Origin of the sequence: Microbacterium sp. S1037, from assembly GCF_048381605.1 — a bacterium.
Taxonomy (GTDB): Bacteria; Actinomycetota; Actinomycetes; order Actinomycetales; family Microbacteriaceae; genus Microbacterium; species Microbacterium testaceum_B.
In genome coordinates, this window is sequence record NZ_JBLWIG010000001.1 from 1,517,165 (window position 1) to 1,536,203 (window position 19,039).

Consider the following 19,039-nt stretch of genomic DNA (forward strand, 5'->3'; position numbering starts at 1 on the left):
CGAAACTCCGTATGCCTCTTTTTGGCACGGACGGGGTGCGGGGGCTGGCCAACGGCCTCCTCACCGCCGAGCTCGCGTTGCACCTGGCCCAGGCGACTGCCGTCGTCCTGGGCCAGGGCCGTTCTGCGGAGGCGCGCAAGGCCGAGGGGCGTCGCCTCACGGCCGTCGTCGCCCGCGATCCTCGCGTCTCGGGGGAGTTCCTCGCGGCCGCCGTCTCCGCGGGCCTGGCTTCCTCCGGTGTCGACGTCCTCGACGCCGGCGTGATCCCGACCCCCGCCACCGCGTTCCTCATCGCCGACCGTGACGCCGATTTCGGCGTGATGGTCTCGGCCTCGCACAACCCCGCTCCCGACAACGGGATCAAGATCTTCGCCCGCGGCGGCACGAAGCTCCCCGACATCGTGGAGCAGCGGATCGAGCGCGCCCTCGAAGGGCAGCGACTCCAGCCCACCGGTGCCGACGTCGGCCGTATCCGGCGTTTCGCCGACGCGGAAGACCGCTACGTGCTGCATCTTCTCGGTTCTCTGCCGCACCGGCTCGACGGCATCCACGTCGTTCTCGACTGCGCGCACGGCGCCGCCGCCGGTGTGTCGCCCGAGACGTTCAAAGACGCGGGCGCCACGGTCACCGTGATCGGTGCCGACCCCGACGGGCTGAACATCAACGACGGCGTGGGCTCGACGCACCTGGACGTGCTCGCCGAGACGGTCGTGCGCCTCGGAGCCGACGTCGGCATCGCCCACGACGGAGATGCCGATCGGTGCCTCGCCGTGGACGCGCAGGGCAACGTCGTCGACGGCGACCAGATCATGGCGATCCTCGCCGTCGCGATGAAGGAGCGCGGGACGCTCGTCGACGACACGCTCGTCGCCACCGTCATGAGCAACCTCGGTCTGCACCGAGCGATGGAAGCCCATGGCATCCGGGTCCTCCAGACCGGCGTCGGAGACCGCTACGTGCTCGAGGCCATGAACGAGGGCGGATACTCCCTCGGCGGCGAGCAGTCGGGGCACGTCATCATGAGCGACTTCGCCACGACCGGCGACGGTCTGCTGACGGGTCTGCACGTCGTCGCCGAGATGGCGCGGCAGGGCAAGACCCTGGCCGAGCTGGCGTCGCTGATGACCGTGTACCCGCAGGTGCTCGTGAACGTCCGCGGGGTCGATCGCGACGGTGTCGACGATGAGGGCGTGCAAGCGGCGGTCGCCGCATCGACGGCCGAGCTCAGCGACTCCGGGCGCGTGCTGCTGCGCGCCTCCGGCACCGAACCGCTCGTCCGCGTGATGGTGGAGGCGGCGTCGGAGGATGTCGCGCGGGCCCACGCCGACCGGCTCGCCGATGTCGTGCGGGAGCGACTCGCGCTGTAGCCGCTCGTCCCCTCGACGAGTTCGAGAACGTCCGCGGGCGTTCGGTCCCTTCGACAGGCTCGGGGACCTCGATTCATCTGAGTCCCCGAGCCTTCGTCGTTCAGTACTCCAGCGACTCGATGTAGCGCAGCAGCACACCCTCGCGCAGAGCCCAGGGGGAGACCTCGAGCTCTTCGACGTCCATGGCCTTCATCGCGCGCTCGACCACGATCGCGGCGGCGACGATCTGGAACGTCCGATCCGCGGTGATGCCGGGCAGTGCCTCGCGCGCGTCGGCGGGGATCTGCGCGAGACGCGGGATCCAATCCTTCAGCTGCCGCCGGGGCAGGACCATGCGGTCGATCCCCGACCAGCCCGGCACCGGGTACCCCGCGAGCTTCGCGAGAGAGCGGATCGCCTTCGACGACCCCACCACGTGGTCGGGGCGGGGGAGGGCGGCGAAGCGCTCGGCCACCGGCGCCAGGACGGACATGGCGTGCTGGCGCAGCGCGTCGATCTCGTCGGCGCTGGGCGGGTCGTGAGGGAGGAACTGCACGGTCGAGCGTCCCGCGCCGAGCGGGACCGATTCCGCGAGATCGGGTAGCTCGTCGGCACCGCCGGCGATCTCGAGCGATCCGCCGCCGATGTCGAACAGCAGGATCTGTCCCGCCGACCAGCCGAACCACCGCCGCACCGCGAGATAGGTGAAGCGCGCCTCGGTCTCCCCGCCGAGCACCTGCAGCGGCTGGCCGAGGGCTTCCTCGATCCGCGCGATCACGGCGTCGCCGTTCGTCGCCTCGCGGACCGCCGACGTCGCCGTCGCGAGGAGTTCGTCGACCCCTTCGGCCTCGGCCGTCGCGCGGGCCGCGGTGACGGCATCCACGAGTCCCTTCACTCCCTCGGGCGAGATCGACCCGTCGGGCTGGAGGTAGCGCATGAGGCGCAGCACCGAGCGGTGGGACGTGGTGGCTGTGGGGCGGCCCCCGGCTCGCGCGTTGGCGACGAGCAGGTGGACCGTGTTCGAGCCGATGTCGAGGACTCCGAGACGCACGGTCCGAGCGTAGTGGGAAGGCGCCGATCGGCCCGCGAGTAGCATTGCCGCGTGTCCGAGACCGCCGCCGCACCGTCGCTGAGCCCCTATCGACAGATCGATCGAGCCGAGTGGGCCCGCATGGCCGGGGGGATCGAACAGCCGCTCACCGAGACCGAGGTCGTGCAGTTGCGCGGCATCGGCGACCGGCTCGACCAGCGCGAGGTCGCCGAGGTCTATCTGCCGTTGAGTCGCCTGCTGAGCCTCTACGCGCGCGCCACGCGGCGACTGGGGGCCGACACGAGCGCCTTCCTGGGAGAACCGGATGCCACGACCCCCTTCGTCATCGGGGTCGCCGGATCCGTGGCGGTGGGCAAGTCCACCATCGCGCGCCTGCTGCGCGAGCTGATGAGTCGCTGGCCCGACACCCCGCGCGTCGAGTTGGTGACCACGGACGGTTTCCTCTATCCGAACGCCGAGCTCGAGCGGCGGGGCCTCATGGACCGGAAGGGCTTCCCGGAGTCCTACGACCGGCGAGCTCTCGTCGAGTTCCTCAGCGAGGTGAAGTCGGGGGCCGAGGAGGCGCGCGCTCCGTTCTACTCCCACGTGCGGTACGACATCATGCCCGACGCGCACGTCACCGTGCACCGGCCGGACGTGGTGATCGTGGAGGGGCTGAACGTGCTGCAGCCGCCGCCCTCGCCGAACGAGGTCGCGGTCAGCGACCTGTTCGACTTCTCGATCTACGTGGATGCCGATGCTGCCCACATCGAGCGCTGGTACGTCGATCGCTTCCTGGCGCTGCGCGACAACGCCTTCACGAACCCGTCGTCGTTCTTCCGCGTCTTCGCGGACATCAGCGACGAGGAGGCGGTCGAGCGGGCACTGGGCTTCTGGCGTGAGATCAACCTCCCCAACCTCGAGGAGAACGTTCTGCCCACGCGGCACCGCGCGAAGCTCGTGCTGCAGAAGGGCGCCGATCACACCGTCGAATCGGTGCTGCTGCGCAAGCTCTGAGCCCTCGCATCCAACGGGAGTTCGTTCAGGCGCGGCCCCGTAGACTCGGAAGCTATGTGCGGAATCATCGGTTACGTGGGTCCTCGGCAGAGCCAGGACATCCTTCTCGCGGGCCTGTCGCGGCTGGAGTACCGGGGTTACGACTCCGCGGGCATCGCCGTGATCGACGGTGACGGCGGGCTGGGCATGCGCAAGCGCGCCGGCAAGCTGGCGGTCCTTCGCGAGGACCTCGAGTCGTCGCCGATGCCCAACGGGACGACCGGCATCGGGCACACCCGCTGGGCCACGCACGGCGGCCCCACCGACGCCAACGCGCACCCGCACCTGGCCGACGACGACAAGCTCGCCGTCATCCACAACGGCATCATCGAGAACTTCGCCGAGCTCAAGAGCGAGCTCGTGGGCGACGGCTTCGCCTTCCGCAGCGAGACCGACACCGAGGTCGCCGCGGTCATGATCGGTCGGGAATACGCCCGCACCAAGGACCTCGTGCAGGCTTTCCGCTCCGTCGTGTCGCGCCTCGAGGGCGCCTACACGCTGCTCGCGATGCACGAGGACCACCCCGGCCTCGTCGTCGGCGCGCGCCGCAACTCGCCGCTCGTGATCGGCCTGGGCGAGGGCGAGAACTTCCTCGGCTCCGACGTCGCCGCTTTCGTCGAACACACCCGCAACGCGCTCGCCATCGGGCAGGACGAGATCGTGGCCATCACCCCGGACGGCGTCGAGGTGACCGACTTCTCGGGCGCTCCCGTCGAGGTCGAGGCCTTCGAGGTCACCTGGGACGCGTCCGCGGCGGAGAAGGGCGGCTGGTCGTCGTTCATGGCCAAGGAAGTCTCGGAGGAGCCCGAGGCCGTCGCCAACACGCTGCGCGGCCGGATCCACGAGGGCCGGGTGGAGATTCCCGAGCTGGAGGGGCTGGACGAGTTCCTCGCCGACATCGACCGCATCCTCGTCATCGCCTGCGGAACCGCCGCGTACGCCGGCATGGTCGGCAAGTACGCGCTCGAGACCTGGACGCGCGTCCCCGTCGACGTCGAGCTCGCGCATGAGTTCCGCTATCGCGACCCGGTGCTCTCCCCTCGCACCCTCGTCGTCTCGATCAGTCAGTCCGGCGAGACGATGGACACGCTCATGGCCGTCAAGTACGCCCGCTCGCGCGGCGCGAAGACCCTGTCGATCTGCAACACGCAGGGCGCCACCATCCCGCGCGAATCGGATGCCATCGTCTACACGCACGCGGGCCCCGAGGTCGCCGTGGCCTCGACGAAGGCGTTCGTCGCGCAGATCACCGCGCTCTACCTCCTCGCCCTGCACGTGGGTCGTGTCCGCGGCGCCGTCGACGCGATGGCAGCCGTCGAGGCGGTCACCGAGCTCGAGGCGGTCCCCGGCAAGATCGCCCGCGTGCTCGAGAGCGAGCAATCGCGCATCGAGCAGCTCGCGCACTGGATGGCCGACACCCGCTCGGTGCTGTTCCTCGGCCGCAACGTCGGGTACCCGATCGCGCTCGAAGGCGCGCTCAAGCTCAAGGAACTGGCGTACATCCACGCCGAGGGTTTCGCCGCCGGTGAGCTCAAGCACGGCCCCATCGCCCTGATCGAGCCCGGCCAGCCGGTGTTCGTCGTGGTGCCCTCGCCGCGCGGTTCGGGAGAGATGCACAAGAAGGTCGTCTCGAACATCGAGGAGATCCGCGCCCGCGGTGCCCGCGTCATCGCGATCGCCGAGGAGGGCGACGTCGCCGTTCTCCCCGCGGCGGACGAGGTGCTGCGCATCCCGCTCGCGGCTCCTCTCTTCGAGCCGCTGCTGGCCGTGGTGCCCCTCCACATCTTCGCCATGGGTCTGGCCGAGGCCAAGGGCCTCGATGTCGACCAGCCGCGAAACCTCGCGAAGTCGGTCACGGTCGAGTAAGCCAGACCGAGGAAGGGGCCGGATGCCGTGGCATCCGGCCCCTTCCTCGTCCCGGCGACCGGGCAGAATGGACAGGATGCCAGGAGGGGAGGGTGCATGATCGTCGGAATCGGCGTCGACCTGGTCGACGTGCCCCGTTTCGAGGAGCAGCTCGCGCGGACCCCGCGGCTGCTGCCCCGCCTCTTCGCGCCCGCGGAGCGCGTGCTCAAACCCCGCTCCCTCGCCGCACGATATGCCGCGAAAGAAGCGCTCATCAAGGCCCTCGGCGGCTCGGACGGCGTGTACTGGACCGACATCGAGGTCGCGTCCGAGCCCTCGGGCCGCCCGGTCTTCGCCCTGAGCGGTGAGACCGCCGACACGATCGCGGCCCGCGGCATCACGGTGTTGCACCTGTCGATGTCGCACGACGCGGGGCTCGCCACCGCGTACGTGATCGCCGAAGCCGGAACGCCGACCCCTCCAGGAGACACCGCATGAGAATGGCACCGGGAGTGCTCCGCGAAGCCCTCGTCGACGTGGATGCGATCGCGGAGAACGTCCGACACCTCCGACGCCTCACGGGGGTCGAGGTCATCGCGGTCGTCAAAGCCGCGGGGTACGGTCACGGCGCGCATCGCGCGGCGGTGGCCGCCCTGCGCGGAGGGGCGACCCGGATCGGCGTGTCCGACATCGACGAAGCTCTCGCGCTGCGCCGGTCGGGCATCCATGCGCCGCTGTTCGCGTGGTTGCACGCGCCCGGGGCGTCGTTCGTCGAGGCGGTGCGCCACGACATCGAGCTCGGAATCTCCGACATCGACCAGTTGCTGCGCGCGGCGGACTCGGCTCAGGGCGATCGCCCCGCGGCGGTGCACCTCAAGATCGAGACGGGCCTCTCGCGTAACGGTGTCGCGCCCGCCGACTGGCGAACCGTGTTCGCTGAGGCTGCGCGCCTCGAGCGCATCGGACGGCTGCGCGTGGTCGGACTGTTCTCGCACCTGTCGAACACGAGCGAGGCGGACGACCTCGCTGCGCTCGCTCGCTTCGAGGAGGGCGTCGTTCTCGCGGCATCCGCGGGTCTTCATCCGCCGCTTCGGCACATCGCCGCGACGCACGCGGCCATCGCGCTCCCGCAGACGCGTCTGAACGCCGTGCGCATCGGCATCGGCATCTACGGCATCTCCCCGTTCCACGATCGGACGTCGGCGGATCTGGGCCTGCGCCCGGCCATGACCCTGCGCGGCGCGGTGTCGGCCGTTCGCCGCGTGCCGGCGGGAACAGGGGTGTCGTACGGCTACGCCTACCGCACCGAGCGCGACACGACCCTCGCGCTCGTGCCCCTCGGGTATGCGGACGGCGTGCCCCGACAGGCCTCGGACCGTGGGCCCGTCGTGATCGGAGGGCGCCGGTTCACGGTCGCCGGGCGCATCGCGATGGACCAGTTCGTCGTCGATGTCGGCGACCACCCCGTGTCGGTCGGCGACGAGGTCGTGCTGTTCGGTGATCCGACCCTCGGGGTCCCCGCGGCGCGCGACTGGGCCGACGCCGCCGACACGATCGACTACGAGATCGTCACGCGCATCGGCGCCCGGGTGCCGCGTCGGGAGGTCGGCGCATGAGCGTGCCCGAAGAGCTGCTCGGTGAACGCCGTGTCGACGGTCCGGGCGACATGGAGGAGCTCGGCCGCGCTCTCGGGCGCGCGCTGGAGCCGGGCGACGTCGTCGTGCTGACCGGCCCGCTCGGCGCCGGCAAGACGACCCTGACCCGCGGGATCGGCGAGGGGCTCGGCATCCGGGGTCCCGTCCAGAGCCCGACCTTCGTGATCGCGCGCACGCACCCCTCGCTGGTCGGGGGGACGCCTCTCGTGCACGTCGACGCCTATCGTCTGGGGGCTGCCGTCGAGCTCGACGATCTCGACATCGATGTGGCGGGATCTGCGGTGATCGTCGAGTGGGGGCGCGGGGTCGCCGAGTACCTCGCCGACTCCTGGTGGGAGATCGAGATCGACCGTGAGGTGGGCGGTCGCGGTGTCGACAACGCCTGTGGCGAGATCGCTCCGCACACGCTCGACCTCGATGCGGACGCTCCGCGGACGGTGACGATCTCGCGTCGACCGTGACCTGTGCGCGCCACGGTTGTCGCGAAACAGCGACATCGCGGCGACACGGGTGCGACATCGGGTCAATACGGTGGATGCCATGAGTCGATCCCCCCGCTCTCCCTCGGTCCGCCGGACCCTCGGTGTCTCCGCCGCTCTCGCCGCCCTGGTTCTCGTCGGGTGCAGCGCGGAGCCGGTGGCATCCGTCTCCGCCCCTTCGCCGTCCATCGATCCGGGGACGTCGACGCCGGAGCCGGACGTCGCCCGGGTCGCCGGATACGACGTGGGCGAGTTCCCGCCGGTGCCCCTGTTCACCCTGCCCGACCTGGCGGTGCTGGACGACTCGGCCTCGGCCTTCACGATCGAGGCGTCGTCGTCGCTCGCCTCGCTGCCGGGGGTGACGGTCAGCTCCGCGCCGTGCGACGCCGGGCAGAGCGTGAGCGCCGGAGCCGGTACGGCGGTGCTGTACGGCGACGGCTCGGGTAGCTATACCGGGCCCGACGGCGCCGTCCGCAACTTCGGTGACGGGTCGGGGTCGACGACGATCGGCGGCGTCGAGATCCAGAACTTCGGCGACGGATCGGGGTCGTACACCTCGGGCGACGTGTCGATCCAGAACTTCGGTGACGGCTCGGGAACGTACCGCGATGCGACCCGCGACGTGCAGATCTTCGGCGACGGGTCGGGCACGAGCACCCGCGGCGACGAGAGCATCCAGAACTTCGGCGACGGTTCGGGGACCTACCGCGCCGGAGCGGTCGAGATTCAGAACTCCGGCGACGGTTCCGGGTCGTACCGCGACGGCACCGTCGAGATCCAGAACTTCGGCGACGGCACCGGCCGCGTCGACGGGGTGACCGTATCCGTCGCCCCGCTGGCGCCCGTGCCGCGGCTCGGCGTGTTCCCACCGCTGACGGCGCTGGCCCCCGTGACGAGTTGCGGCACCACCCTGACCCTGTCCGACGCGGTGCTGTTCGACTTCGACTCGGCGGAGATCCGCCCGGATGCGGTATCCGTGCTCGACGCGCTCGCGACCGTCCTCACCCAGGCGGCCGTCCCGGCGGCGACCGTTTCCGGACACACGGATGCCATCGGCACCGATGCCGAGAACCAGGTGCTGTCGGAGCGCCGGGCGCAGGCCGTCGTCGAGGCGCTCCGCCAACGGGGGACACCCACCGACTGGACGGCGGAAGGGTACGGAGAATCCCGGCCCGTCGCCGCGAACGAGATCGACGGGGCCGACAACCCCGCGGGTCGCCAACTCAACCGCCGGGTCGAGATCCTCGTCCCCACTTTCGGAGGCTGACATGCGCAGAATCACCGCATCCGCCCTGGCCCTGGGGCTCGGCCTCGCCGCTCTCACCGGCTGCGCCGTGAGCATCACGGACGAGAAGGATGCCGCCGGCCCCCTGCCCTCGCCGACCGACGCCACGAGTGTCGAGGCGGTCACGGACGATCCGCGGCCCGAGGTGATCGCGCCGCCCGCCCCCGACGCCTCCGATGCGGCCGAGGCCCCGTCGAACCTCCGTACCCGCGACGAGGCGATCTCGCTCGCGGACACCACCGTCGCCTGCACTCCCGGTCTCGTCATCGCCGACGACGGCAAGGTCGTCCGGGTCGAGGGGGCGTGCGACGACGTCACCGTCTCGGGCTTCGCGACGGTGGTGGTGCTCGACGACGTCTCGAGGCTCACCGTGAAGGGGGACGGGATCGTCGTGTACGCCCAGCAGGTGGGCGATCTCGCCGTCAGCGGCGACGTGAACACGATCCTCTGGCGGGGGAGCGCCCCACGCCTCGACGACACGGGCGTCGCGACGACGTCCGTCCGGGACGAGCGATGAGCGCGCCGGTCCCCGTCTGGGCCCCGGCTCCGCCGCGGACGAACGGTCTCGCGATCGCCGCCTTCGTGCTGGGGCTGTGCGGATTCGGCATCCTGCCCGTCGTCTTCGGGCACGTCGCTCTCGGACAGATCCGTCGCACCGGCGACCGCGGGGCGACCCTCGCCATCGTCGGTCTCGTCCTCGGGTATCTCGTCCTGGCCGCCACGATCATCGGGGTCGGCGTGCTCATCGCCGTCGCGGTCGGTGTTCCCGTGTTCGCCACGTGGGTGTCGTCGTGAGCGACGAACGCCCAGGCATCCTGCTCGTCGACGACGACGAGACGATCCGCGCCGGTCTCGGGGCTTTCCTCGAGCGCAGCGGCTACCGCGTCGTGGTCGCAGCCGACGGGCAGGAGGCGCTCGACGTGCTCCCCACCGGCGACATCGCGCTCGCCGTGTGCGACGTCATCATGCCGCGTGTCGACGGGCGCGAGTTCGTCCGCCGCGTGCGCGCGGAGGGGCGCTGGCTGCCCATCATCCTGCTGACCCAGGTGGGCGAGTCGTACGAGCGCAGCGCCGCCCTCGACGAGGGCGCCGACGACTACCTCAACAAACCGTTCGACCCGCAGGAGCTGCTCTCGCGCGTCCGGGCGGTGCTGCGGCGCAGCGTGCCGGGGGAGCGCCCGTTGAGCGCGGCACCGCGACTGAGGGCGGGAGCCCTCGAGCTCGACCGGTCCGCGCGGCGCGTCTGGCGCGACGGCGCCGAGGTGACCCTGACGCCCAAGGCCGTGATGCTGCTGGACTACCTCATGGCGCACCCCGGGGAGGTGCACACGCGCGACCGTCTACTGACCGCGCTGTGGGGCTTCGACTTTGTCACCTCGACCCGCGCCATCGACCACCGCATCGCCGAGCTGCGGCGCGTGATCGGCGACGACCCCGGCGCCCCGCGCTACATCGAGACCGTGCAGAGTGCGGGATACCGCTTCGTGCACCCGGTCGGTGCCGCATGAGCCGGCGGGCGGCGGTTCTCGCGATCGTGCTGCCCGTGGCGGTCGGCGCGATCGTGGCTCTCTCGCTGTTCGTCGCCGGGGAGCGGAGGGCGCTCACCGTGAGCACGGCCCTGCCTCTCGTCGCGGTGTACATCGGCGTGGTTCTCTCGATCATCGCTGCCGTCATCGTGACCGTCGTGGCACGGCGGGGCCGGGCAGAAGCAGCGCGCGCCGTCGCGCGGGACGAGGGATACCGCGCGGGGCGCGGTGAAGAGCGCGAGGCGCATCGACGCTTCCTCGCGCGGCTCGACCACGAGCTGAAGAATCCGATCACGGCCATCCGGGCGACCCTGGCGGGAATCGATCCTGCCGCGGCTCCCGCTCACGTCGAGGTGATCGACGCGCAGGCGCGACGACTCGCAGCGCTCGTGGGAGACCTCCGCAAACTGTCCGAGATCGAGACGAGGCCGCTCGAGACCGAGCCGGTCGACCTCGAGGCGCTCGCTCGCGACGCGGTGCACGCGCTCGAACAGCAGCGCCCCGAGGCGAGGGGGCGCATCAGCGTCATCGCCGAGCGGGTGCCGTGGTCGGTCCCGGTGCTCCCGGCAGACCCCGATCTACTCGCCCTGGCCCTCGACAACGTCCTCGCCAACGCGGTCAAGTTCTCGGCATCCGGTCCGATCGAGGTCCGCCTGCGGGAGGACGGCGGCGGGGCCGTCATCGAGGTCGCCGACACGGGACGCGGGGTCCCGGCCGACGCCCAGGCCGTCGTGTTCGACGACCTTGCGCGCGCGGCGAACGCCCGTGATGTGCCCGGCTCGGGTATTGGCCTCTCTCTCGTGCGGACGATCCTCCACCGTCACGGCGGGGACGTCGAACTGCGCTCGCGCGAGGGCGCGGGAACCGTCGTCACGCTGCGGTTGCCGACCGCCTGACCGGAGCCGGCACGCGGTCGGCCGCCCAGACCTCGCGGAGCGCGAGAAGCGTGGGGACCGGCTGCTCGACGTGTGCGAAATGACCGCTGTCGTCGAGGACGATCTCGTCGAGATCGCGGATCAGCCGCCCCCACCGCTGACCATCGCGCGCCGCGACGAACACGTCGTGGCGCCCCCGGACCACGCGGACCGGGCACGCGACACGCCGCCAGACGGCGTCGTCGTGGGTGCGCGCCGCGCGAGCGGCGGCGAGGAACGAGGCGGGTCGGATCTCGTACGCGAGGGCGTCGCTGACCGTACGGTCGACGCGCGCGGGATGCCGGAACAGCGGCCGTGCCAGCAGGCGCAGCAGGCCCGTTCGCGCCAGCAGGGAGAGCAGCGGTCGTGACAGGGGCCCGAGGCCGCGCAGCAGGCGCATCGCCAGGACCATGCCGCTGAGTCCGGGCAGGGTCAGGATGCCGCGGACCGGGTGCTGTGCCACCATCCGCGCTCCCCGTCCGCTCGGCGAGACCACGCCGACGGCGACCGTCGCGCCGGGGAAGCGCGCGGCGACATCCAGCGCGACCACCGCCCCGAGCGAGTGCCCGACCACGCGCCAGCGCGGATACCCGAGTGCGCGCGCGACGGCCGCCACAGCCACGGCGAGGTCTCCCGCGTCGGGAACGGGGCCGGCCGACTCGCCCCAACCGGGCAGGTCGATCGCGATGATGTCCGACAGGGGCCGCCGCATCCCGTCCGACGCCGCGATCAGCGGAATCCACGTCCGCCACGATCCGGCTGCGCCGTGCAGCAGCACGGTGGCGACCGGACTCCCCGACGCTCGGCCCGCGTGGACGACGATCGTCCCCACCGTGGTGGGAACGGCGAGCCGTCGCAGGCCGAGGTCGGTGGCATCCATGATCCTTCTTCGGAACACGGACCCCGATCGGATGCCACGACCCGCGGCGGATAACCTGGAACGGTGATCCTCGGCATCGACACCTCGCTCGGCACCGCCGTCGCGGCGATCACGCGCGACGGTGAAGTGCTCGCGGACGAACAGAGCGCGAACCCCCTCGGTCACGCGGAGGTCATCGGCGATCTGTTGCGGCGCGCGACGTCCGCGGCCCCGGCGCCGACGCACGTGGCGATCGGGATGGGACCGGGCCCCTTCACGGGACTGCGGGTCGGGATCGCGACCGCTCGGGTGTACGCGCTGGGGCGCGGTGTCCCGGTCGTGCCCGTGCCCAGCCACGACGGCATCGCGCTGGGAATCCTGCTCGCCGATGCGCTGATCGACGTCGAGACCCCGCGCTTCGCGGTCGTGACCGACGCACGCCGACGGGAGTTCGCCTACAGCGTCTACGACGGTATCGACGACGACGGCCTTCCCGTCCGCGTCTCGGATGCCGCGCTCAGCCCGCGCGACGACCTCGATGGCCGCCTGGCCGAGCTCGGCGCGGCCCGCGTCGACGCGACGAGCGTGTCGGCCGCGATGATCTCCCTCGCCGCAGCCCGCGCCCTCGACGCCGGGCGCACCCTCGCGGGTCCCGAACCGCTCTACCTGCGCAGCCCCGATGTCGTCGCCGCACACGCCCCGAAGAGGGTGAGCGGATGACGACGCGCGGCGCCACCCTCGACGACCTCGACGCGATCATGGCACTCGAGCACGCCTCGTTCCCGACCGACGCCTGGAGCGCGGCGATGATGCGCGAGGAGCTCGCCTCGCCCCACTGCTGGTACGTCGTCGTCGAAGAAGCGGGCCGTGTGATCGGGTACGCGGGTCTGCGCGCGGTGCGCGGGGCTCGGGATGCCGACGTCCAGACCATCACCATCTCCGAGGCCGCGCGCGGTCGAGGGCGGGGGCGAGCGCTGCTCACGACCCTGCTCGAGGAGGCGGGCCGTCGGGGCGTCCACGACGTGTTCCTCGAAGTCCGCGCCGACAACCCCGTCGCTCAGACGCTGTACGCCTCGGAGGGGTTCGTCGAGGTGGGGCGCCGCCCGCGGTACTACCAGCCCGACGACGTCGACGCGATCGTGATGCAGCTCGACCTGCGCGGTTGGGCGGCGCGCCGCGCCGAGGGCGTGGCATCCGCGTTCGCAGAATCGGAAAAAGGCACCGGATCCGGAGCAGAACCGCAACGGGATCCGGATCCGGCGCCATCTTCCGGATCCGTGAACGCCCCGACGACCGGAAAGGGTTGGTGCTGATGCACGCCCCCCTCGTACTCGGCATCGAGACCAGCTGCGACGAGACCGGGATCGGGATCGTCCGCGGTCGACAGCTCCTGAGCAACACGATCGCCTCGAGCATGGACGAGCACGCGCGCTATGGCGGCGTCGTCCCCGAGGTCGCCGCCCGCGCGCACCTGGAGGCCCTCCAGCCCTCGATCGATGCCGCGCTCGCCGAAGCGGGCGTGACCCTCGCCGACCTCGACGCCGTCGCCGTCACGAGCGGCCCCGGGCTCGCCGGTGCCCTGATGGTCGGTGTCGGCGCGGCCAAGGGGCTCGCGGTGGCCCTCGACAAGCCGCTGTACGCCGTGAACCATCTCGTCGGTCACATCGCCGCCGACATCCTCGACGTCGACGCCGGCGAGCTGGAGTACCCCACGGTCGCCCTCCTCGTGAGCGGCGGGCACACGTCTCTCCTCCTCGTGCGCGATCTGACCAGCGACGTCGAGCTGCTGGGCGAGACCATGGATGACGCCGCGGGCGAGGCCTTCGACAAGGTCGCGCGACTGTTGAAGCTGCCGTACCCCGGCGGTCCCGAGATCGATCGCGCTGCGGCTTCCGGCGATCCGACCGCGATCCGCTTCCCGCGGGGGCTGTCGCGCGCCTCCGACATGGCATCCCACCGCTACGACTTCTCGTTCTCGGGCCTCAAGACCGCCGTCGCCCGGTGGGTCGAGCAGCACGAGGCGGCGGGCGAGCCCGTCCCGGTCGCCGACGTGGCGGCGTCGTTCCGCGAAGCCGTGGTCGACGTGCTCGTCACCAAGGCCCTCGACGCGTGCGAGCGCTACGGCGTGCCGCGTCTGCTCCTCGGCGGCGGCGTCATCGCCAACAAGCGCCTGCGCGATGTCGCCCTCGAACGGGCCGCCGCCGCGGGCGTGGCCGTCCGCATCCCGCCGCTGCGGCTCTGCACCGACAACGGTGCGATGATCGCGGCGCTCGCGGCCGAGCTCATCGCCTCGGGTCGTCGTCCGTCGACCCTCGCCTTCGGCGCCGACTCGACGCTCCCCGTCACCGAGATCCAGGTGGCGGAGGATCAGGATGCCGAGCCTCCTGCGCCGCAGCCCGGAGCCGCCGCGTGAGCGAGGCGTCCCCGCCGACTCGGCGCGCGCGCAAAGAGGTCGAGGGCCAGACCGTCCTCCCCGAGCCCGCGAAGACCGACCCCGTCGATTCGGGCGCGGAGGAGGGCCGCCTCGCGACAGCGCAACTCGAGATGGCGGCCTTCGGCGACCACGTCATCCCCTACGTCCCCCCGGCACCGAAGCCGCCGCCCTCGCTCGCGCCGTGGGCCCTGCTGCTCGCGATCGCCTCGTTGGCGTCGTCGTTCTTCTGGGGGTGGCTGCTCCCGCTCAGCGCGGTGGCCGCGATCATCGCGACGATGTCGTTGCGTCGCGCGCACGACGGTCGACGCGCGGCGACATGGGCGCTCGTGCTGGCGCTGCTGTCCGCCGTCTTCAGCGCCGGGTGGCTGATCTGGGGCTTCTCGCAGCTCGCCGCGTGACGGGCTCAGACGCGATCGGCCAGGAGGGCGAGCCGCTTCGAGCCGATACGCGTGAGGATGAGCGTCGCCGCCTCGTCGCCGCGTAGGAACAGCTTCTTGCGCAGCATCGCGGGATCGACGTCGACGCCGCGCTTCTTGATCTCGAGCGTCCCGATGCCGCGAGCACGCAGCGCCTGCGCGAGTTTCTTCGGGTCCGCCGGGAGCTGCTCGCGCACCCGGAACGATGACACGAACGGGCTCGTGAGCGCCGCGTCCGAGGTCAGGTAGGCGATACCCGGGGCCAGCATCCCCGCGTCGAGCGCGCGAGCGACCTCGCCGATGAGCCGCGCGCGGATGACCGCTCCGTCCGGCTCGTGCACGAACGCCCCGAGCTCGCGCGGCTCGACGTCGGGGGAGTCGGCCGAAGCCGTGAGCTCCCATGCCTCGTCGCCGCGCACGACAAGGGCGGCGCGACGCACGTCGTCGCGGGCGAGTGCTCCCGACCAGAGGACGAGCTCGATGGTCGAGCCGTCCGCGCTGATCCACTGCGCCTCGAGGTCGTCGGGGATCTGGTCGCGATCGAAGCCCGGTCCGAGCTTCACTCCGCCGGGCCGTTCCTTCAGCAGCGCGAAGACCCAGTCCAGGGAGGGCGACCACTCGGCCGACGACACCTGTCGCGTCTCGGAATGCCCGGCGGTCCGTCGCGCGGGATCGAGCCACACGGCATCCGTTCCCTCGAGGTCGACGTCTTCGGCGCGCGCATGTGTCACGGTCACGGCGTCGTCGAAGGGAGCGAGGTTGTACGCGGCGATCGCTGCCGTCACCTCATCGGCGTCGACGGCCCGGACCCGGATGCCGAGACCCGCCATCCCGAGGGCATCGCCGCCGATGCCGCAACCGAGGTCGGCGACGTGCGTGATCCCCGCGGCACGGAACCGCCCGGCATGCCGCGCGGCGATCGACAGGCGCGTGGCTTGTTCGAGGCCCGCTCGGGTGAAGAGCATCCGCTCGGCGAAGGGGCCGAACTTCGTCGTCGCGCGGACCCTCAACCGCGCCTGACCGACGACCGCCGAGACGAGGTCGGGGGAGTGGCCGGCGGCACGCAGTCGCGACACCGTCCGCGCCGCGTCGTCGGTGGACTCGATCCGGCCCACCTCGTCGAGCAGGCGCAGGCCGTCGGGCGTGAGGAGGGCGGTCAGCTCGCGGGTATCCACCGATTCAGCCTAGGTGCGCGATTGTGTTGGCACTCGCGTTGCGTGAGTGCCAGCGCTTCTCTACACTCGGATTAGCACTCTCCCCGCGTGAGTGCTGACAAGTCTTCTGTAACGAGAAAGAAGAGGTAGACCGTGTCGGTTTCCATCAAGCCGCTCGAGGACCGCATCGTCATCAAGCAGGTCGAGGCTGAGCAGACCACCGCGAGTGGTCTCGTCATCCCCGACACCGCCAAGGAGAAGCCGCAGGAGGGCGAAGTCGTCGCCGTCGGCCCCGGCCGCATCGACGACAACGGCAACCGCGTCCCCCTCGACGTCGCCGTCGGCGACCGCGTGCTCTACAGCAAGTACGGCGGCACCGAGGTCAAGTTCGGCGCTGAGGAGTACCTCGTGCTCTCGGCTCGCGACGTGCTGGCGGTCGTCGTCCGCTGATCCCGAGCGAGATCGTACGAAGGTCCCGGATGCCATGGCATCCGGGGCCTTCGTCGTTCCCGGTCGCGTGATCTGGCAGGAAAGAGAGCACCGACGACGCTCCGATGCGCGACCGCCCGCGTAGGCTGGATCGGTGACTGCCGCTCCTTCCGCCCCGACCGGGGGGAGCACCCGCGGTGCCGTGTACGCCCTGAGTGCCTACCTGCTCTGGGGCGTCCTCCCGATCTACTTCCTGCAGCTCAAGCCCACCGGCCCGTTCGAGGTCGTCGCTTGGCGGATCATCCTCGCCTTCCTCTTCTGCCTGATCCTGCTGACCGTCCTCCGCGCGTGGCGACCGTTCCTCGCGATCGTCCGGCAGCCTCGCCTGATGGGCCTCACCGCTGTCGCGGGCGTCCTCATCTACATCAACTGGCAGACGTACCTCTACGGCGCCCTGACGAACCACGTCATCGAGACGAGCCTCGGGTACTTCATCAACCCGATCGTGACGGTGTTGCTCGGGGTCATCGTGCTCCGCGAGCGCCTGCGGATCGTGCCGTGGATCGCCATCGGCCTCGCGGTCGTCGCCGTCGCGGTGATCGTCATCGGGTACGGAGCGTTCCCCTGGATCGCCCTGACGCTCGCCTTCTCCTTCGGCTTCTACGGGCTCGTGAAGAAGCAGATCGGCCCGGCCGTTGATGCCGTGAGCGGTCTGACCCTCGAGTCGCTCTGGCTCCTCCCGGTCGCGGCGGTCCAGCTGGTGTTCGTCGCGAACCTGACCGGCATCACGCTCGGTACGGCCGGCGCGCTGCACACCGTCCTCCTGCTGCTCGCGGGAGCGGTCACCGCCGTCCCCCTGCTGCTCTTCGCGTCGGGCGCGCGGCGCGTCCCGCTCACGGTGATCGGCCTGCTGCAATTCGTGGCACCCATCATCCAGTTCGCGATCGGCGTGTGGGTGCTGGGGGAGCCGATGACGCTCGAGCGGTGGATCGGCTTCGGTCTCGTCTGGGTCGCCCTCATCGTGCTGAGCGTGGACTCGATCGTGATGTCGCGTCGCCACCGTCGCTCGGTTTCCGACGTCGCAGAACCGGTCTGACCGGCCACTTTCTGCGCTATCCGGCCCGACCGGACGAGGCACCTACGCCATCGCGGACGAGAGCGCCAGGGTCGTTATGGGGCTGTGACCACGACGACGCACATCGTTAACGAACGGCAACACGACGAAAACGTGCGCCCGGTTAGGTTTAGGTCACCAGGCGACCTCACGTGTCGCCCAACGTTCATTCACAGCAAGGAGCACTATGAACGTCTTCACGCGTAGCCGCGCGGGCAAGGTCCTGGGCGGTATCGCCCTGGTCGGTGCCAGCGCGCTCGTCCTCGCCGGTTGTTCGGGTGGCGGCGGCAACGACGCCGCGGCGCCCAGTGCGTCCTCCGGCGGCGGCGCCGTGTCCACGGCCGACGGCACGTTCCACGTCGGAACCATCCTCCCCGCCACGGGTAACCTCGCGTTCCTCGGCCCGCCCGAGGTCGCGGGTGTCAAGCTCGCGATCAAGGACATCGAGGCCACGGGCTCCGAGTTCCCCTTCAAGGTCGAGCTCACCGAGCGCGACTCGGGCGACACCACGACCGACATCGCGACCCAGTCCGCCACCGAGCTCGTCGACGCCGGTGCGGACGTGGTGATCGGTGCCGCGTCCTCGGGTGTGTCGTTCACCTTCATCGACCAGCTGGTCAACGCCGGCATCGTGCAGATCTCGCCGGCGAACACCTCGCCCGACTTCACCACGTACGCCGACGACGGGTACTACTGGCGTACCGCTCCCTCCGACGTGCTGCAGGGCCGCGTGCTCGGCAACCTGATGGTCGGCGACGGCGCAGCCAACGTCGGCATCATCTACATCAACGACCCCTACGGCATCGGCCTCAAGGACAACGCGACCAAGGCCATCGAGGCCGCCGGTGGCGAGGTCTCGGTCGCGGTCCCCTACAACCCGGGTGACACGGTCTTCACCTCGCAGGTCGACCAGCTGCTGCAGGCCAAGCCCGACGCTGTCGCGGTCATCGCGTTCGAAGAGACGTCGTCGATCATCCCGCAGCTCGTCAGCACCCAGGGCTACCCGGCCTCGAAGGTCTACTTCGTCGACGGCAACCTGTCGAACTCGTACGAGTTCCCGGCGGGCACGCTGCAGGGCGCCAAGGGAACCCTCCCGGGCAACCCGGCCGACACCGACTTCCAGGCTCGCCTGAAGGAGGTCGACCCCGCCCTCACCGACTTCAGCTACGCGCCGGAGTCCTACGACGCCGTCATCGTCGCGGCTCTCGCCGCGGCGCAGGCCAAGGACGACTCGGGCACGGCGATCCGTGACAACCTGCAGTCGGTCTCCGAGGACGGCGAGAAGTGCACGACCTTCGCCGACTGCCTGAAGCTCATCAACGAGGGCAAGGACATCGACTACGACGGTGTCTCCGGCCCGATCACCTTCGATGCGAACGGTGACCCGACCGAGGCGTACATCGGCATCTACCAGTACGGTGCCGACAACAAGTACACCCTGCTGAACACGGAGTTCGGTTCGCTCAACGAGTGACCTGACACCACGTGAGGGGCTCG

Annotated in this window: 21 protein-coding genes; 18 read left to right on the top strand and 3 right to left on the bottom strand. The window is 70.8% G+C overall.

Annotation, left to right across the window (positions count from 1 at the left end; genetic code table 11):
- Positions 1–11: 11 nt before the first annotated feature.
- Entirely contained in the window at positions 12–1,367 is a 1,356-nt protein-coding gene (glmM, locus tag ACMW4R_RS06780; protein WP_418299489.1) for a phosphoglucosamine mutase, read from the top strand.
- Positions 1,368–1,467: 100 nt separating this feature from the next.
- Here glmM and ACMW4R_RS06785 read toward each other — a convergent pair whose 3' ends face one another.
- The gene (locus tag ACMW4R_RS06785) at positions 1,468–2,397 is read right to left on the bottom strand and encodes a Ppx/GppA phosphatase family protein (RefSeq protein WP_058597864.1); all 930 of its coding nucleotides are present in this window, start codon (positions 2,395–2,397) and stop codon (positions 1,468–1,470) included.
- Between the two features lie 51 nt (positions 2,398–2,448).
- Between ACMW4R_RS06785 and coaA the strand changes: the two genes are divergently transcribed.
- The 10 genes from coaA to ACMW4R_RS06835 all read left to right on the top strand — a co-directional run bounded on the left by coaA (position 2,449) and on the right by ACMW4R_RS06835 (position 11,118).
- Positions 2,449–3,393, top strand: coding sequence for a type I pantothenate kinase (gene coaA, locus ACMW4R_RS06790; protein ID WP_058597865.1), 945 nt, complete (start codon positions 2,449–2,451; stop codon positions 3,391–3,393).
- 54 nt (positions 3,394–3,447) lie between these two features.
- Complete coding sequence (glmS, locus tag ACMW4R_RS06795) at positions 3,448–5,298, top strand: glutamine--fructose-6-phosphate transaminase (isomerizing) (protein WP_058626481.1); 1,851 nt, start codon at positions 3,448–3,450, stop codon at positions 5,296–5,298.
- 96 nt (positions 5,299–5,394) lie between these two features.
- Positions 5,395–5,775, top strand: a complete 381-nt coding sequence (locus ACMW4R_RS06800) for a holo-ACP synthase (protein ID WP_058597867.1) — start codon at positions 5,395–5,397, stop codon at positions 5,773–5,775.
- Positions 5,772–6,893: an alanine racemase gene (gene alr, locus ACMW4R_RS06805; RefSeq protein WP_418299490.1), complete on the top strand. Its 1,122-nt coding sequence runs from the start codon at positions 5,772–5,774 to the stop codon at positions 6,891–6,893. The genes ACMW4R_RS06800 and alr overlap by 4 nt, the downstream gene beginning before the upstream one ends.
- Positions 6,890–7,393 carry a tRNA (adenosine(37)-N6)-threonylcarbamoyltransferase complex ATPase subunit type 1 TsaE gene (gene tsaE, locus ACMW4R_RS06810; protein WP_418299491.1) on the top strand — a complete coding sequence of 168 codons (504 nt, stop codon included), beginning with the start codon at positions 6,890–6,892 and terminating at the stop codon, positions 7,391–7,393. Before alr ends, tsaE begins: the two co-directional genes overlap by 4 nt.
- Positions 7,394–7,472: 79 nt before the next feature.
- The gene (locus ACMW4R_RS06815) at positions 7,473–8,678 is read left to right on the top strand and encodes an OmpA family protein (protein WP_418299492.1); all 1,206 of its coding nucleotides are present in this window, start codon (positions 7,473–7,475) and stop codon (positions 8,676–8,678) included.
- A 1-nt stretch (position 8,679) separates the two neighbouring features.
- Positions 8,680–9,213, top strand: a complete 534-nt coding sequence (locus ACMW4R_RS06820) for a DUF3060 domain-containing protein (RefSeq protein ID WP_418299493.1) — start codon at positions 8,680–8,682, stop codon at positions 9,211–9,213.
- The gene (locus ACMW4R_RS06825) at positions 9,210–9,491 is read left to right on the top strand and encodes a DUF4190 domain-containing protein (protein ID WP_058597872.1); all 282 of its coding nucleotides are present in this window, start codon (positions 9,210–9,212) and stop codon (positions 9,489–9,491) included. The genes ACMW4R_RS06820 and ACMW4R_RS06825 overlap by 4 nt, the downstream gene beginning before the upstream one ends.
- Positions 9,488–10,204 (top strand): response regulator transcription factor, encoded by a 717-nt coding sequence (locus tag ACMW4R_RS06830; RefSeq protein ID WP_058597897.1) that lies wholly within the window; start codon positions 9,488–9,490, stop codon positions 10,202–10,204. Before ACMW4R_RS06825 ends, ACMW4R_RS06830 begins: the two co-directional genes overlap by 4 nt.
- The gene (locus tag ACMW4R_RS06835) at positions 10,201–11,118 is read left to right on the top strand and encodes a sensor histidine kinase (RefSeq protein WP_058597873.1); all 918 of its coding nucleotides are present in this window, start codon (positions 10,201–10,203) and stop codon (positions 11,116–11,118) included. The genes ACMW4R_RS06830 and ACMW4R_RS06835 overlap by 4 nt, the downstream gene beginning before the upstream one ends.
- Here the strand turns inward: ACMW4R_RS06835 and ACMW4R_RS06840 are convergent.
- Positions 11,093–12,016, bottom strand: a complete 924-nt coding sequence (locus ACMW4R_RS06840) for an alpha/beta fold hydrolase (protein ID WP_418299494.1) — start codon at positions 12,014–12,016, stop codon at positions 11,093–11,095. The two genes, ACMW4R_RS06835 and ACMW4R_RS06840, sit on opposite strands and share 26 nt — an antisense overlap.
- A gap of 63 nt (positions 12,017–12,079) precedes the next feature.
- Here ACMW4R_RS06840 and tsaB point away from each other — a divergent pair, with 63 nt between their 5' ends.
- From tsaB to ACMW4R_RS06860, 4 genes are read left to right on the top strand one after another with little or no spacing between them, the layout of a single operon-like run.
- Positions 12,080–12,715 (top strand): tRNA (adenosine(37)-N6)-threonylcarbamoyltransferase complex dimerization subunit type 1 TsaB, encoded by a 636-nt coding sequence (tsaB, locus tag ACMW4R_RS06845; RefSeq protein ID WP_058597875.1) that lies wholly within the window; start codon positions 12,080–12,082, stop codon positions 12,713–12,715.
- Positions 12,712–13,308, top strand: coding sequence for a ribosomal protein S18-alanine N-acetyltransferase (gene rimI / locus ACMW4R_RS06850; RefSeq protein WP_418299495.1), 597 nt, complete (start codon positions 12,712–12,714; stop codon positions 13,306–13,308). The genes tsaB and rimI overlap by 4 nt, the downstream gene beginning before the upstream one ends.
- A complete protein-coding gene (tsaD, locus tag ACMW4R_RS06855; RefSeq protein ID WP_418299496.1) occupies positions 13,308–14,408 on the top strand; it encodes a tRNA (adenosine(37)-N6)-threonylcarbamoyltransferase complex transferase subunit TsaD in 1,101 nt (366 codons plus the stop codon). Before rimI ends, tsaD begins: the two co-directional genes overlap by 1 nt.
- Positions 14,405–14,827 (top strand): hypothetical protein, encoded by a 423-nt coding sequence (locus ACMW4R_RS06860; RefSeq protein ID WP_418299497.1) that lies wholly within the window; start codon positions 14,405–14,407, stop codon positions 14,825–14,827. Before tsaD ends, ACMW4R_RS06860 begins: the two co-directional genes overlap by 4 nt.
- A gap of 5 nt (positions 14,828–14,832) precedes the next feature.
- Here the strand turns inward: ACMW4R_RS06860 and ACMW4R_RS06865 are convergent, their stop codons facing one another.
- Entirely contained in the window at positions 14,833–16,020 is a 1,188-nt protein-coding gene (locus ACMW4R_RS06865) for a THUMP-like domain-containing protein (protein ID WP_418299498.1), read from the bottom strand.
- Between the two features lie 132 nt (positions 16,021–16,152).
- On the opposite strand from ACMW4R_RS06865, the gene groES reads away from it, so the two are divergent.
- The 3 genes from groES to ACMW4R_RS06880 all read left to right on the top strand — a co-directional run bounded on the left by groES (position 16,153) and on the right by ACMW4R_RS06880 (position 19,016).
- Complete coding sequence (gene groES / locus ACMW4R_RS06870; protein WP_013583903.1) at positions 16,153–16,449, top strand: co-chaperone GroES; 297 nt, start codon at positions 16,153–16,155, stop codon at positions 16,447–16,449.
- A 133-nt stretch (positions 16,450–16,582) separates the two neighbouring features.
- Positions 16,583–17,524 (top strand): EamA family transporter RarD, encoded by a 942-nt coding sequence (gene rarD, locus ACMW4R_RS06875; RefSeq protein WP_058597879.1) that lies wholly within the window; start codon positions 16,583–16,585, stop codon positions 17,522–17,524.
- Between the two features lie 205 nt (positions 17,525–17,729).
- On the top strand, positions 17,730–19,016 hold the full coding sequence (locus ACMW4R_RS06880) for an ABC transporter substrate-binding protein (protein WP_058597880.1): 1,287 nt from the start codon (positions 17,730–17,732) through the stop codon (positions 19,014–19,016).
- Positions 19,017–19,039 lie beyond the last annotated feature (23 nt).